Here is a 14,307-nt window from a genome sequence, read left to right on the forward strand (position 1 = left end):
TTTCTATAGGGATAGCTTTTGTAAAAAAAAGTAATCTACAGTAGAAAATCTTCTACATGTGTAAAGAATGAAGGGGTAGTGTGATCACATTATCTAATACTGCATCCCCTTACGGCACTCCGAGCTAAAAAGTTTAATTTTTTTTGTGGCTTATTTATAACCACATTCTTGGTCAAAAGTCTTGAGGTTCTTGGAATGGTTTTGTTGGATCCATAAATTGAGGAGGTGCTAATTCTCGGTGGGGTAGAAGAGAATAGATTTAATCTGGGTTGATTTAGTGATGTAGAGAGCTACAAGATGAAATAGAGTTGCCAGTTTGGCCGATAAGTAACAATAATAAGCTGCCCGGAGGCAGCACATTAATATATCTAGTTGCTAAGTCCTAATTCCCGCTCAATCTGAGCCTTTCTCCAAACTGAGTAACTGGCTGGTATCTTTGCCTCTTTGGTGCCATCGGCAAGGATGGCGCGGCCGAGGTTTGGCCAGCATAGTACGGCCAATACCCTGGGCGCGATTACTTGGAAGACTTTGGGTGGCCCCATTAGGGATTTGAGTCTCTGTATTAATGGTAGCCAGGATGCTGGGACTACCTGTTCTGCGATCATCCATGAGGCCTGAGGATCACTACCCAGTTGCTTTGCCAGGGATTCGTAGCGCAATGTAGCGGCTCTTAGTGAGGCTTGGGGTGGTGCGAGTATGACGGCACGGGCCCTTCTCTCTGCACAGAGTAAGCAAATCTCTTTGGGGAGACCGCTACTTTCTGCAAGCTCTTGGTTGAGTGCCCATCCACCGGCTTTGATATCGCATTGGCAGATAGAGCAGTTATATTTCGGGTTTTCAGGGGTGAATACAGAACTAACTTTTTGGGGGCGTTCGCCATTTTTCCAGATGAGAGAGTGTCTTTTAAAAATATTGCTGGCAAAGTATCGGGTATAGGTCAGCCAGTCGATATTGGTCACATTGCCGAAACGGTCTTTGTGTACAACATCGGGAATATTGTGGCTGTAAAGGTGACGTAAGCAGTGAGGGCATGGCTTTAGTTGATCCTGGGGAAATGCCTTTCGCGCTTCGCTATAGTCACTGCTTATCCAAACCGGACCCTTATAGTTATTCACTATTGGGCACTTGGGGTAAATATGAACTTGACCAAAAGAGTCCGGGTTTTGTTCCAGGCCAAATAAAAAAACCGGTATACCCCGGTAGCGCCAAGCCACAGGTACGCTGTCCAGATCACTTGAATCGAGTTGCATTCCAGTACGGATGGCTTTGGCTAAGCTGTTTCGATCAGGCATTTCAGACAAGCGCTGTGCTAACGGACGTTTGCCGGCTGAGAATGAATCACCATCGTTAATGACATAAGGTACTGATAGTGCTCGTGTGGCGCTTGGGAATGCTGTGATAGCCTGACGGTTTTGAATGGGTTGAAATTTTGTGAGGTTCACAGAGCTTCCTCAAGGATTTGTAGGATATGGCTCTCAGAGTCTCTAACTACCCTGAATGCTACCCGGCGAGAACGATCTGGATCTTCTACCCCATTTTTATCCAAGACTGGGCGAGCTGAGGAGTAACCGACAGCTGCTACCTTGGCCCGTACCAGGACGGCTTGCTGCGAAGGCAGTAATGAATGGGCATATTGCATTACGGCTCGGGAGCGCTGTTGGGAAAGTCGCAGGTTGTGGAAATAACCCGCTTCCGGTGCGGATTGATCTCCCCATTCAGAACTTGTGTGCCCTTCGATTTGGATTGCGGCAATGGAATCCATATAGGGCGTGAGCGCTTCGATGTAGCGAGGTACAAAGGAGGACATAATCTCGCGGGCATTGTCGCTCAGGGTAAAATCACCGGTTTTAAATAAGGCATCACTGTTATTAAAGGAGATGGCCAGGGTTTGCTTATCCAGAGACGCTCCCCAACGAGTTAAGTCGTGGGCAAATTCCTGTTGCAGAGTTTGATAGATGGCCAACTGGGTGTCCCGGTAAGACTCTGCGAGTTCGCGGATCTTGGCGCGTTCGTCGATAAGAGAGCGCATTACAAAGACGGCAATACAGAGAAATACCATCATCAGGCCAGCCATCATGTCCGATAGGCTAATCCATTGACTATCGCTGGACTCACTACTGGCTTGCGTGCTTTCAAACATGCGCCTCTCCAGTGACTCTCTGAGCTTGCGCATCGATTCTCTTCATTTGCTGGATGAGCTGACGGAAGTCTCTGGAGAATTCACCGCTTAACGTGCCGAGGGCATCGCCCATCGCTGCCATAACACTCTCTACCTCATCGCGCAGACGTTCATCCAGAAGTTCATATTGACGCTTGATACTGACATCGGCATTACTAAGATCGCGAGTAATCACTTGTGACAATTCGGTAATCATCTGGTTGTGAGTTTTGGCGATCAGCTGAGCTAGCTCGGCCATGGATTCCCGGTGACTGGTAGCCTGCTCGTGAATTGCTTTAGAGAAGTGGTTGGGGTCCATACTGGTAACCACATCGGCCAGGGCTACGACCTTACTGGTTCTTTGGTCGAATACTTCCGCCTGGGTCCTACTCAGGGAGATCAGGTTGGAAACCTGGGCCCCCAGTTGCTGTTGAGCTTGGTCAATTCCTCGGGTGAGCGCTTCAAACTTGGGCGCAATATCGGGGATCGATTGCTGTAGAACTTCAATAGAAGCTTGTTGCTCATTCAGCATGATTGATATCTGCTCTGCGTGATTGCGCTGCTGCTCTACCAGGGTCGGAATCACGTTGAAAATTTCTGGCAGCTCAGTAATACGCTGGTGTAACAGCAGAAGGTTTTCCTGAGCACCATTAATTTCATTGAGAAGAGTTGCAGTTTGGTCGCGGTAAATAGTTGCGAGTTCTGCGTGCTGCTGATGCTGATCTATTAGGGCCTGCAGGGCAGGGGATACGGCCTCTAATTGCTGGGTAAACTGCTGTAGGTTCTCACCCATCTGGGCATTCAGGCCGCTATTAAACTTTTCTACAACCGCAGTGAGTGACTGTAGGACTTCATCACTAATCTGTCGCTGGAATTTTGCCAGATCTTCGCGCTGACCGTTAATAGCCTGCAGTATGTCATCTGCTGTCGCTTTAGGGGCTTGTTCTTTAGTGAATATTTGAAAAATAGTTCGCAATATCAGGGATAGGAAGAGTCCCAAGATACTGGTCATAAAGGCGGTTTCCAGACCTTGCATCAGTTCTGAAATTGAGGTGTCAATATCGTTTAGATCAAATCCATAGATACCGATAATGATACCGATAAAAGTACCTAAAATACCGAGGGCAGTCAGTAGTGACGGCGTTTCCTTTACAAAGCGGGGAAACTTGCCTAAAGGGTAGAGGATTATGGCTATAGCACCAATGGCAAGCATGACCATAAGAAAGGTGTCGGTAACCTGTTCCGCAGACAACTTGGTTAACCAGTGATAGAAAAACTGGGTCATTATTTATCCTTTACAACTTTTTGCATTGTTATTTCGTGATAAAAAGGTCCGTTGGGTATTCGCCCGGTTCCCTGGCTGAGTACTTTCATCTCTGGTAGAGATTTCACAACATCGGTGATAGTGCGGAGCTGGGGCTGCTTACTACCCGAAGCGTGAATATAGGTTCCAACCTGGCCCGACTTTTGAATTTCAAATACACCACAGTTGACGGGAAGCTTGTTTTGTTTGAATAGCAAAAAGTGCATCACGCCACCATCACTGAGATATTGATGCAGGGCTTTAGTGATCAATTGTATTTGCTCGGTGGAAAAGAAATTGAGAAGGTCCCAGAGGAGGATGCAATTGAGATCCTTTGGTAGGGTTGCCTGTCGCAACGCGGCCTGAACGGCTTCTTCAAATGGCACTTTTCTGCTGATTTGCCAAGCGAGCGATGAGTAAAAATCAGAAATAAACAGTTCGCCCACCTCCCTTTGGAGGTGTTCCATATTTCTCCCAGCCTTTTGCCCAATATCCAGAACTTTGCTGACCGGTGAGCGCTTGACGTGAGTCAGGGCGGTGTCGAGAGCGGTTAGCGAAATATTAGTAAGGCGGTTTTTTTGGAAAGCGGATACCGCTGCTGATGATCCACTGGCCATCACTGAAGTTGGCGATTTTACATTGCCATACTCAAACATTAATTCGATAAGGTCTTTACGCATCCCCTCTCTTTGTAGCAGGGAAGAGCGCAGGGAGAAGTTGCCCATAGTCTTCATTAAATTCAGGGATGAGTACCTATAGGTGGGCAGTGGTTCTTCCAGGTGGAGCGGTTCTGTATTGAAGGTAAAGCCAGAAAGGCGTTTAAAATCCGCGGGCCCCTTGGGCATAGTGCCGGTGTACAGCATTGTATGGAAAATGGTACGCGGCTTTAAGTGGGGTCGGATTTCCTCAATGAGCTTGGTAATAAGCTCAGGCTCCATAAAGTTGAATAGATCCCAGCAGAGCACCACATCAAGCTTGATTCGTTGGGGCTTTTTGGTGAGATATTCAGAAAGCTTAACGGCCCTGACTTCTTTATCGAGGGCAGAAGTATCCAATAGCAGACTGCGTAAATCTTCGATAAATGTCTGGCAGGAGCGCTCCAATAAAGGCTGTGTGGTGCCAAACGAAAGGCATCCCAAATCTAAAACTTTACTACTTGGTTGAATGACTTCATCCACCAAAGCAGCAATACCAAATGAATGATGCTGCAACATATTTCCCACACCAAAACTAAAGCCCCGGCATTAGCCGGGGCCCATATTGAGGATTAACTAAGAAGGTTTCCTAGCTTTCCTCAGCTTCTTCTTCGGTCTCTTTAGTGCCGAAGAGGTAGTCGCTGGTGTCGGACAGGCGAGAGGAATCGCTCGTGCTTGTGGTGCTGGAGGAGTAGGTAGAGCTGCCGCGAGTACGGGCTGCGGGCTTCTCTTCTGCTGCGGGCAGGTCTGGGTGTACCAGACGATCAGAGAACTCCTTGTGGCGCTCTTTCATTTCGGAATCGGTATCAACCATATCCATGGAGCCACGGAATTTACCGCCGTCGTCCAGCTTGATTCTCGGTGCAATCAGATTGCCATTAACTTGTGCGGTGTTGCGGATTTCGATCAACTCATCGGCAAGGGCATCGCCATCCAAGGTGCCTTCTACAACAATATTTTTTGCGTGGATATTGGCAGTAACTGCACCGCCAGTGCCAACAGAAAGATTGTGACCAACCATGATCACGGTACCATCAACAGTACCTTCCACGTGCAGATCTTCGGTGCCGATCAGCTCGCCACGAAAGTTAATACCTTCACCCAGCACTGACTTGGAGCCTGAGCCCGAAAGAGATGATTGCTGCTCAACAGCGCTCATGCCTGCTAAAAATGGTGTGGAGTCATTGCTTTTGTCAGTGCTCATAGAAATAAGTCTCTCTGTTTAGAAAAGTCAGCTGTTGCGTCGATTGCACCGATAACCGTGGTTACAGGGTTGTCGATACGTTGGGTTTTTGTCAAATCGGAAAATCAAAATTTTCAAAAGTGATAAGGCACTTCTAATGGCGGGTACGGATTATTTTGATACTGAATAAAACCTATCAAAACAAACGGCCCTACATTTATGTCAAATTTTTTTCTTTGCTGTGAGTGTTTTACTAAAAAAGAAAATTAGACTATCAGTGCTTTTGGTCACCTAAAATATCCCTGTCTCTGCCTTTTCCCTATTGTGCACATACCTTAAGAACGACTTCCTTTGTCCTTTTACAGTTTTCGTCTCTCTCGTAAAGTTGCAATGCCCGTTTTCTCGTGCTTGCATCAAGGTGAAGAAGAGGCTCTTCTGACCTTAAGCTACGATCGATTTTTGCGATTGCTGTTGATATCGCTATATTCTCGCTATTTACTTCAGGCTCGACCTGTAAGTAAATATTTACTTCCTTTTGTGGAGGGCATACTTCTAATTGTCTGCTGATGGGTATCGAGCCTATTGGCACAAAACAATATATGATTGGAATACTACCTACAGCGAGCTTACCAGCGTTTTCGGTCTGGCAATCAATCAAGCTGACCTCGACTTGAATGCGCTGAATTTAGCACGGATTGCATGCTAAAAGTGTGACTTGTAGCACCTTTTGGTCGTGATGATCGTCGTTTCCTGTTTTTTAATCCGCTAATGATTTGTGGATTAAAATATTGTTGCAATATGCGATGTATTCCTATGTAAAGAATTGTTTATGTTGGCATTTGGATTAATGTCTGAGCCTCGCATTCTTGCGCTTTCAAAATTCTATCCTAAATGTAAGTGTGCACTTATTTGCAATGACTATTGGGTGTCTTCAGGAAGGCTGTTTTCACAGGGTGGAGCTGCAGGCAGTTTTTGCTAGGATATATATCACTCACTGCATACCTCTCAGTCCCACCCACAAAAAGGTAGGCCCAAGAGATATTTTTGGTGGCGTTGGCAGGGGGGCCAGCCTTGCTGGGCTGGCTAAATTTCAGGGGTAATTTGGATTTTAAACGGAGTTCCGTTTGAAGTTTTAAACTCTACCTCTGCAGCTTGGTTGAACCCTGTCACCAGAATGGGACGTGCTATCTGCTTATAACCACTAGAAGCCCCAAATTCATATATTTTTGTCTGCAATCGAATTTGGTTTTCAGAAACTTGTTCGGCAGATACCTCGAACCTAAGTGTGTTTTCGATTTGGATTTCGCTTTCATCTCCTTCGTTATTGAGGAGGCGGACGGAGGCCAGGTTCTCGTTTCTGGTGCTAGCATCTACCTTAAGCATTATTGGAGAAGCTGACGATAAGGAGGTATACAAGAGCAAAGTCGTACCTAGGGAGTCTCTGAATAACTCCATAATGCCTCTGCGGGTCTTGAAGGCTGCAGATGTTAGGCGCAGCTCGCCGCGAATGGCCTAGTCCTTTGCAAGAGCTGCAACGCAGCAGCTGTGGCCTTCAAGGCCCGCCCTTCGGGGCTTGCAGAGCGATTCACACTCCGCGTTGCGACTTCTTGAAAGGTCTAGACATTCCTGCGAAGCCGCGCCTTGATTGTGAACCGCTCTGCATGCCAGAGGTATCACGGAGTTATTCAGAGGCTCCCTAGGGCCAATATTGCGGTGAGATATTTTCTGCCCTGCTTGGCCATCGATATTTTTGGGTTTTCCTGAAGGATTATATCTATGGGCTTCAGTGAAAATGCTGAAGATATTGCTTTTATTGAATCTTGAGAGGCATTTCCACTTTTTTCTATCCGTTGAATGGTTCTAAGGCTTAATGATGCAACATCGGCTAGTTGTTGTTGACTCCAAGCCCTAGTTGTTCTCAGTTTAATAATTTTCTTTGAGTTAACTTTCACTTCCATACTTCTGTCCTCTGAAACTTGAGCTCCATTTTCAGGGGGGCAGTCCTTATTGGTTACGATATTCTTGCGACACCTGTCTGACAGCTATATGACTTTGTCCAAACAATAGGCTATCTGTGCAAATTGCGGTCAATGGTGGGCGTGTTTGAAGGTTAGGTGATTCACTGATGTACTACAAGGGGCGCACAATCTTTAACTATTGCCCTGAATTCATATTCTGGGTCGGGAAGACATCTATAGGCTCTAAGTTCTCACTTTGAGATAAGTAAAAAGCTAGGGAGTTGAGTCAGGTTGTAACTGGAGGTTCGGATAGTAGCTTTTTGGGGGGGAAGGTTACCACTAAGCAAAGCCAAAGAGCTTTCAATGAGAATATGTAGCAAGATGACTTATGGAGCTTCTGAACAATTCCGTAATATCTCTGTGAGCCAGAAGCATCACGGATTTATTTAGAGGCTCCTTATATAAATTTAACTCTCCAAGCCATTAAATCTTAATACTACCGTGAAGATAATCTATAGCGCCTCCCTTGAGAGAGACTCTGTTACTATGCAGTTCGCAGTGAATTAGTCCAGTCCGCTTGGAGAGTTGCTTAGCTAAAAGTACATCCTTTTTAAATTGTTGGCTCCAATATGGTGCCAGTTGACAGTGCGCTGACCCTGTCACAGGATCTTCGTTTACCCTTAATTTTGGATAGAAGCATCGGCTAACGAAATCAACATCGTTACTTGCCCCAGGAGCGGTAATGACAACTCCTCGTTTATCCAGCTGGGAGAGTTTTATAAAATTTGGATTTACAGATTTTAGATCGGTTTCGCTACCCAACACAGCTATATAATCATATGCACACAGAACTTCTTGCGGAGTAATGCCGAGGCCATCAATAAGAGCATCAGGTGCTTCTGTGGATACCGGAATGCTAGCCGGAAAGTCCATGCTATAGACAACTCCCGATCTCTGGACTAACAGTGGGCCGCTTTTTGTATCAAACTGGATGGTTTGGCCTGAGTATCTTAAATGAGTAAATAGAACGTGGGCAGCTGCGAGTGTGGCGTGGCCACATAAATCTACTTCTGCCTCAGGAGTAAACCATCTCAGAGAAAAGGAATCTTCATTTTTAACAAAGAATGCGGTTTCAGAGAGATTGTTTTCCTCAGCTATCTTTTGCAGCGTATCATCCGCAAGCCAGTTATCAAGAGGGCATACAGCAGCGGGATTACCCTCAAATACCTCGGAGGCAAAGGCATCTACTTGATAAATTGCTAGTTCCATTAGTTTTTTCCTTGAGTAATAGATGCTATTTTGGGGCAGTATAAAATTATTGTGATAGTTGGCTTGTTTGTGCCAGTTTGTTTTTTGGTATACAAACTATCTAACGGCTGAGGGAAGCCAGGATGCTCATACCATCAGTGCTCCATGGGACGGGTCTTCAAAGTCTACAGAAATATAGCGAACTATTTACAGGCTCTCTAGTTGCGCAAAGCGACGTTCGAAATAAATCAAGCCGTTGGATATGCGCATAATCTCAAGAAGGTCTCCAGAAGAAAATCCAACAACAATCTTAATAGGTGCTTCTTCACTGTATTGGAGAAGCTGTTCGTTTTTGCAGAGTTCTCGCGCTAAGAGGGATGTATAGCATAAGCTGAAACCAATGTATCCGTCTCTATTTAGGTGTTTCGGCTTGTTAGCTCCTTTACACAAGGCTGCAATATTTCTCAAATATCTCGAGCCCAAATCAGATTTTGAATATACCCAATCCTCTCTGCTTTTAAATAGTTGAGGAAGTAGAGTTAAGCTGATATCCGGGAATTCCCGGCCGATACTATCTCTGAATTCACGCAGCTCGAAATATAGGACTGAAGGAGGAAGCGAGTCCCCAGCAGCTACCAGTTCTGTATCGAACCATGTTTGGGCTAGGTCAAGTTCATCCGTTCCTAGCATAGTGGGCAGCTTTAGCCATGCCAAATTGGGGGTTCGGCCATCAGCCCAAAAAGAAAGGTTTTCAAGGCCGTCTTGGATGGATTCGTTTTTTTCCAGCGTATCGAAAATCACTTCATAGTATTCAGCTATAGACAAACCCCGAACTCCTGTCATATCTCATTTTTGCTTAGTATATCGATCAAGCAAGTCAGTGGGGACGTTTTTGGCTTTTCCTTCTGATTCAGCAGTATGTGCGCTGGGGCGCAATCTAAAACAACCATCCCGTTCGAAATGAAATTCCAACAAAAGCAAAGAGAACGGACAGTACTGTAACTGGGATAATATGGTATGCCAGTGCAGTGAGATTTTTTTCAGAAAGATTTGGAATGATTCGCAGCCTTGCGTCAATTGCCAGTAAGAAAGTGCATGCCAAAAGAATCAGTTTGAAGGATATCAGGCGAGAAATTGGATTGGAGAAGTTGAACCACTGCGATAAGTCAGGCAGTAGGGTATATGAGAGATATAGCCCGGAGAGTATTTGAATGAGCAGGGCGGGGATGCCAATCTTTTCGTAGCTGCTTTCAAACCGGGAAAGAAAAGCTACATCCTTATCCCGTAAAACTTTGGGTAGTATTGTGCAGGCAAGTATCAGATGCCCACCGGTCCAAATTGTCGCACCTAGAAGGTGAAAAAAAAGTACTACGTTGTACATCCTGTCCCCCAGACAAATCCTTGTTGGGGGACTATAGCGCTAAAATCTACGGGTGTCTGCTGCCAAATAGGGGTAGAAAGTAGCGTTGTCTACTCCCTGGGTTCCGGCCGGGACCAAATCCAGTAGGCGCCGCAGCTGATGCCGCCAATGGTAAAGCAAAGAAGGTAAATATTACTGATATGAAGGATGGCAAAAGCTAGGGATATAGCCATTGTCAGGCTGGCCAGTAACTTGGTTCTGCGGCTTACATAACCACTGCGCCAAGTCCGCAATAGATGCCCAAAGAGATGGTGTTCTTCAATCCATTGGTGCAGGCGCTGGGAGCTGCGTGATGCGGCCCAGGCACCGAGGACAATAAATACAGCCGACGGCAGGCCAGGAAGAATGGCTCCGATAATGCCAAGGGCGATGAAAAAGCAAGCAGCGGCGCCCCACAGCCAGCGCATCCAGCCCTTTGCCAACGGCGGGGTGTAGGACATTACGCTGTCTTCAGTGGATTCTTTCATTCGGTACCTCTACCTTCTAGCTTATTGCAGTAGTTGTGCATCAAAAGTAACAATATTTGTCCGCTTGGTCTGCTTGCTCATAAGCAGTTTGCCCAGCACCTAGTCAATAGAGTCAGCAGGCCGATAGGTCGCTAGTGCAGGGTAACGGATTATGTGGATCATTTCCTCTGTCCAGGGAGGTGACTTTCTGGTTTATGTGAAGTCAGGCCTCCCAGTTCTGAGAAAGCAATTTATTTTGGTTAACGAATAAAAAATTCGACCGGAACGGCCATTGTCAGAGGATCACCGGGTACCTCTTCCGGTGGTCTAGGCAGTGGTTCTGCCCTGCGCACCAAGGCCACGACTTCTCGGTCGAGAGACGATATGCCACTGGCTCGATGCAACTCAACCTTCAGCACTTTGCCTTTTCTGTCCATCGTGAATTGTACCCAGGGAATACCTTGTTGGCGCCGTATTTGTGCGCTACGGGGGTAGCGTTTTCTCCGTTCGAGGTGGGCCTGTAATTGGTTCTGCCAGGTTAATCTGGCTTGTGATTCCCTCTGGTTCAAGGCGCCCACTTCCGGTGCCGCAGCTTGCTCTGCTTCTGCTACATCTGCCGCGAGAGGGGCTGATGTTTCTTCAACAACAGTTTCTCCAGTAGCCTCTCCACTGGAGTCTTGTTGCTGTGCGATTTCCTTCTCTTCCACTGGCTCAGGGGTCTCTTCCTTTTCCTCCGTGGGGGGCTCCTCTTCGGGCTTCTCAATGGCAATTTCCGAGGGGGCTTCTGGCAAAATAACAGGCTCTGACTGCGCAGAGGTTTTTTGTGGCTCGTTGCTCTGCTGGTTTGCGGGAGAGGATTCCTGTTGTTGAGGGCCTACCGGTAGCGACGTGGGTGGCGCCACTGGAGCGGCTACCATACTGACTTCAAATACCTGTGGTGCTGCAGCAGGCGGCAGCGCCAGTTCGGATTTGGGCTGCCATAAAAAATAGACGGCAATAAGTCCGTGAAGGGCTAGGGCGCAGCAAAAGGCGCAGAGCGATAGAAAAAATCGCGGACGCTTCGCAGATTTTACCTTCGGGCCGGCCAAGAGGCTCATTGGTTTACGGTCGCCGGTTTATCCAGACCTACCAGAGCGATTTTCTGGTATCCGGCACTGGCAAGGCGGTTCATCAGGTCCATCAAATCCCCATATTCCACTTTGCTGTCGGCACGCAGCAGGATTTGCTGTTCTGTGCCAATTTCATTTGCCTGGAGTTCAGCAGCCAAGTTCTCCCGCACAATAACTTTGTTCTCACCGAGAGTCAGGGTGAGGTCCTTTTGCAGGGTGAGATATTTCGGATCTTCTGCCTGGGGTTGTTGTGGAGCTGTCGCAGAGGGTAGATTGACGGGCACGCTTACAGTGGCCAACGGAGCCGCAACCATAAAAATAATTAGCAATACCAGCATCACATCGATAAAAGGTGTGACATTGATATCGTGCTGTTCTGGCAGTTCTTCGCTATTGCTGCTGTTGAGATGGAATGCCATTAGTTGACGCCCTGAACCTGCGGTACTGCGCGCTTTTTGTTCGCGCTAACCAGTTCGGCGAGCGGGCGCGCATTTGGATGATGGCGATCCAGGTCCCGACTAATCAGTACCATTAAGGCGGTGACATTATCGGCCAATACCGCGCGATAATTGCCGATAGCCCGGGAAAAGTAGTTGTAGATCACTACCGCCGGAATCGCAGCAACCAGGCCGATCGCAGTTGCCAGCAGGGCTTCCGCAATACCTGGAGCCACTACGGCCAGGTTTGTGGTTTGGGTTTTTGCGATTCCGATGAAACTGTTCATGATGCCCCAAACAGTTCCAAATAGACCGACAAAGGGGGCGACGGAACCGATGGTTGCCAGAATTCCGGTGCCACGGTTCATGTCGGTAGCGAGAGAAGCCTGGACTCTTTCCAGGCGAGCCAGAACACGTTCTTTTAAGCCGTCATCTAACACTGGGCCACCTGAAGATAAGTTGAGTTCGTGGCGACTCGCTTCTACCAATAACAGGGCACCGCCGGTTTGGCCTGAAAGCTTTGATTCGGCATTTGCGAATGTCTTGCTTTGGATCAGGGTTGCCAATAATTGTTTGGCCTTGCGACGTGTTATTACCAGCTGCACGGTTTTAAAAAGCCAAATCGCCCAGGTTAAAACAGAGGCCAAGAGTAGGCCGATCATTACGCTTTTAACGACGATATCCGCGGCGTGATACATTCCCATGGGAGATAAATCGTGTGCGCTGAAAGCGGTATCTCCAATGTTGGAGGTTGCAGTCGAGGTAGAGTTGTCTTGATTTTCTTGCAACCCCACGGAGGTTTCCACATCTCCCTCGAGAACTATTTCTGTATTGCTTTGTTCGCTTGAGTTGGAATTATTTTCCTGCGCTAAAGCCGGCAATGGGCCCAATGTGCTGCCTAGCAGGCACAATAAAATTACAGTCCAGATTTTCATTACCGACTCCTGGCTTCAGGTGAAAAATAAATTAGGGTGTAGCGGGCGCTAATAATTGTTCGACATTTTGTCGTGCAAAAGCAAAGGCTTGTTTGGCCCCATTGAGGGCTACTTCTTTTTGCTCTTGGTTGAGTTCAAGAGCATCTAACGCAGTTTTGAATTGGCGCCAGTGTAACCCGCGACCGTCTTCATGTCCTGCCAAGTGGCGTGCGCCGAACTCTTCTGATAAATCCAGATGTTTGCGCGCGTACTTGAGAAGGAATGCCGCTCCTAAGTTGGAGCCTTCAACTACGTAGAGCCAGCCCAGTGCAGAGTGGAAATCAGTAATTGTGACTTCTGCTGCGGCTTGTTGATCAGCTTTTAAATCGCTCTCGGGCATTTCGAAATCAGCACAGTCCTGGAGGACTGCTTCAGAGCGGTCTCTCTCTTTCAGGCCGGGCAAAAAATTATTTAATTCGTCACTTTGAAACCAATCAGACACCGCTTGATGCAGTCGCGACTGCGTGCGAACAAACAGTGCATATCGCTCGCGATTGGAAAATGGTGACAGGGACATAATGCGTTTATCTAGACTCTCGTGGGTCGTATTAGTGCCTTCTTTCAGCCAAGCGGAAAAGGTGGGCTCTGTCGGTTCAACGGATTGGCATTCTGCTGGGTTGCTCACGGGATTTTTCCAAAACAAATTAAACAATAACCGCCCGGTTATTCCGGTGGCTTTGTAATGGGTGACGGACCAAATTCAAATTAACCCATCCCGTTGATCAATATTTTTTGAAAAATTCACCGGGTTATTCCAAATTGATATAACATTCTCAGCTCAGCTACTTTAAATGAGAATAGATATCATTTACAGTCCCCGCCCTCAAAAGATTACAGCGCAAGGTCTGAGTTTTGGCCCCGGAAACCCCTTCAACCCCAGGATTTGATGAGCTTTACCAAGAGCACCACGAGTGGCTTGTCCGTTGGATAGCGCGCCGAACTTCCGGTGTTGATAATGCCCAGGATTTAGCTCAGGACACTTTTATTCGTCTGCTGGATAGGCCGAGCCTGCCTGCGGGAATTCGAAGTCCGAGGGCCTGGTTAACCAAAGTGGCCGGGAACCTGCTGATCGACCAAGCCCGTCGCCAAGTGCTGGAGAAAAATTATTTAGCGCTGCTGGAAAATTTGCCGGAACCGGAATGTCCTTCCCCAGAAGATAAGTGGGAGCTATTGGGGCTTTTGGAGCAAATCGATCAATTGCTCAGTGGTCTGCGCCCGATAGAGAAAACGGTATTTCTAATGGCGAGACTAGACGGCTTAACATACCGCCAGGTGGCTGAGCAGCAGGGGCTGAGCCTTTCCTCAGTAGAGAAATATATCGCAAAAGCCATGCTCAAGTGCTATGCCGCCGCGTACGATAACGAATAATTTTCTAT

At 47.3% G+C, this 14,307-nt stretch carries 15 protein-coding genes; 1 reads left to right on the forward strand and 14 read right to left on the reverse strand.

Translation table 11 applies throughout. From position 1 onward, the window contains the following. Window positions 1–368 precede the first annotated feature (368 nt). The 14 genes from ACG1BZ_RS08510 to ACG1BZ_RS08575 form a co-directional block, all read right to left on the reverse strand. Window positions 369–1,442 carry a hypothetical protein gene (locus ACG1BZ_RS08510; protein ID WP_413665219.1) on the reverse strand — a complete coding sequence of 358 codons (1,074 nt, stop codon included), beginning with the start codon at window positions 1,440–1,442 and terminating at the stop codon, window positions 369–371. Continuing rightward, complete coding sequence (locus ACG1BZ_RS08515; RefSeq protein WP_413665220.1) at window positions 1,439–2,140, reverse strand: flagellar motor protein MotB; 702 nt, start codon at window positions 2,138–2,140, stop codon at window positions 1,439–1,441. The genes ACG1BZ_RS08510 and ACG1BZ_RS08515 overlap by 4 nt, the downstream gene beginning before the upstream one ends. Further along, on the reverse strand, window positions 2,133–3,443 hold the full coding sequence (locus ACG1BZ_RS08520; protein WP_413665221.1) for a MotA/TolQ/ExbB proton channel family protein: 1,311 nt from the start codon (window positions 3,441–3,443) through the stop codon (window positions 2,133–2,135). Before ACG1BZ_RS08520 ends, ACG1BZ_RS08515 begins: the two co-directional genes overlap by 8 nt. Next, the gene (locus tag ACG1BZ_RS08525) at window positions 3,443–4,675 is read right to left on the reverse strand and encodes a hypothetical protein (RefSeq protein WP_413665222.1); all 1,233 of its coding nucleotides are present in this window, start codon (window positions 4,673–4,675) and stop codon (window positions 3,443–3,445) included. The genes ACG1BZ_RS08520 and ACG1BZ_RS08525 overlap by 1 nt, the downstream gene beginning before the upstream one ends. A 70-nt stretch (window positions 4,676–4,745) precedes the next feature. Beyond that, window positions 4,746–5,360 carry a bactofilin family protein gene (locus tag ACG1BZ_RS08530; protein ID WP_413665223.1) on the reverse strand — a complete coding sequence of 205 codons (615 nt, stop codon included), beginning with the start codon at window positions 5,358–5,360 and terminating at the stop codon, window positions 4,746–4,748. A gap of 1,062 nt (window positions 5,361–6,422) precedes the next feature. Further along, the gene (locus ACG1BZ_RS08535; RefSeq protein ID WP_413665224.1) at window positions 6,423–6,722 is read right to left on the reverse strand and encodes a hypothetical protein; all 300 of its coding nucleotides are present in this window, start codon (window positions 6,720–6,722) and stop codon (window positions 6,423–6,425) included. A gap of 302 nt (window positions 6,723–7,024) precedes the next feature. Continuing rightward, complete coding sequence (locus tag ACG1BZ_RS08540; RefSeq protein WP_413665225.1) at window positions 7,025–7,297, reverse strand: helix-turn-helix transcriptional regulator; 273 nt, start codon at window positions 7,295–7,297, stop codon at window positions 7,025–7,027. Window positions 7,298–7,780: 483 nt separating this feature from the next. Then, window positions 7,781–8,566, reverse strand: coding sequence for a PhzF family phenazine biosynthesis protein (locus ACG1BZ_RS08545; RefSeq protein WP_413665226.1), 786 nt, complete (start codon window positions 8,564–8,566; stop codon window positions 7,781–7,783). 186 nt (window positions 8,567–8,752) lie between these two features. After that, complete coding sequence (locus ACG1BZ_RS08550) at window positions 8,753–9,370, reverse strand: hypothetical protein (protein ID WP_413665227.1); 618 nt, start codon at window positions 9,368–9,370, stop codon at window positions 8,753–8,755. Between the two features lie 645 nt (window positions 9,371–10,015). Next, window positions 10,016–10,432: a YbaN family protein gene (locus ACG1BZ_RS08555; RefSeq protein ID WP_108732723.1), complete on the reverse strand. Its 417-nt coding sequence runs from the start codon at window positions 10,430–10,432 to the stop codon at window positions 10,016–10,018. A 239-nt stretch (window positions 10,433–10,671) separates the two neighbouring features. After that, on the reverse strand, window positions 10,672–11,508 hold the full coding sequence (locus tag ACG1BZ_RS08560) for an energy transducer TonB (protein WP_413665228.1): 837 nt from the start codon (window positions 11,506–11,508) through the stop codon (window positions 10,672–10,674). Next, window positions 11,505–11,939, reverse strand: coding sequence for a biopolymer transporter ExbD (locus ACG1BZ_RS08565; protein ID WP_413665229.1), 435 nt, complete (start codon window positions 11,937–11,939; stop codon window positions 11,505–11,507). The genes ACG1BZ_RS08560 and ACG1BZ_RS08565 overlap by 4 nt, the downstream gene beginning before the upstream one ends. Next, a complete protein-coding gene (exbB, locus tag ACG1BZ_RS08570) occupies window positions 11,939–12,892 on the reverse strand; it encodes a tonB-system energizer ExbB (protein WP_413665230.1) in 954 nt (317 codons plus the stop codon). Before exbB ends, ACG1BZ_RS08565 begins: the two co-directional genes overlap by 1 nt. Before the next feature lie 31 nt (window positions 12,893–12,923). Then, window positions 12,924–13,556 (reverse strand): biliverdin-producing heme oxygenase, encoded by a 633-nt coding sequence (locus tag ACG1BZ_RS08575; RefSeq protein ID WP_413665231.1) that lies wholly within the window; start codon window positions 13,554–13,556, stop codon window positions 12,924–12,926. A gap of 227 nt (window positions 13,557–13,783) precedes the next feature. On the opposite strand from ACG1BZ_RS08575, the gene ACG1BZ_RS08580 reads away from it, so the two are divergent. Next, window positions 13,784–14,299 carry a sigma-70 family RNA polymerase sigma factor gene (locus ACG1BZ_RS08580; protein ID WP_282933363.1) on the forward strand — a complete coding sequence of 172 codons (516 nt, stop codon included), beginning with the start codon at window positions 13,784–13,786 and terminating at the stop codon, window positions 14,297–14,299. Window positions 14,300–14,307: the final 8 nt, after the last annotated feature.

It is taken from the genome of Microbulbifer sp. CNSA002, from assembly GCF_047324085.1.
In the GTDB taxonomy this organism is placed as follows: domain Bacteria; phylum Pseudomonadota; class Gammaproteobacteria; order Pseudomonadales; family Cellvibrionaceae; genus Microbulbifer.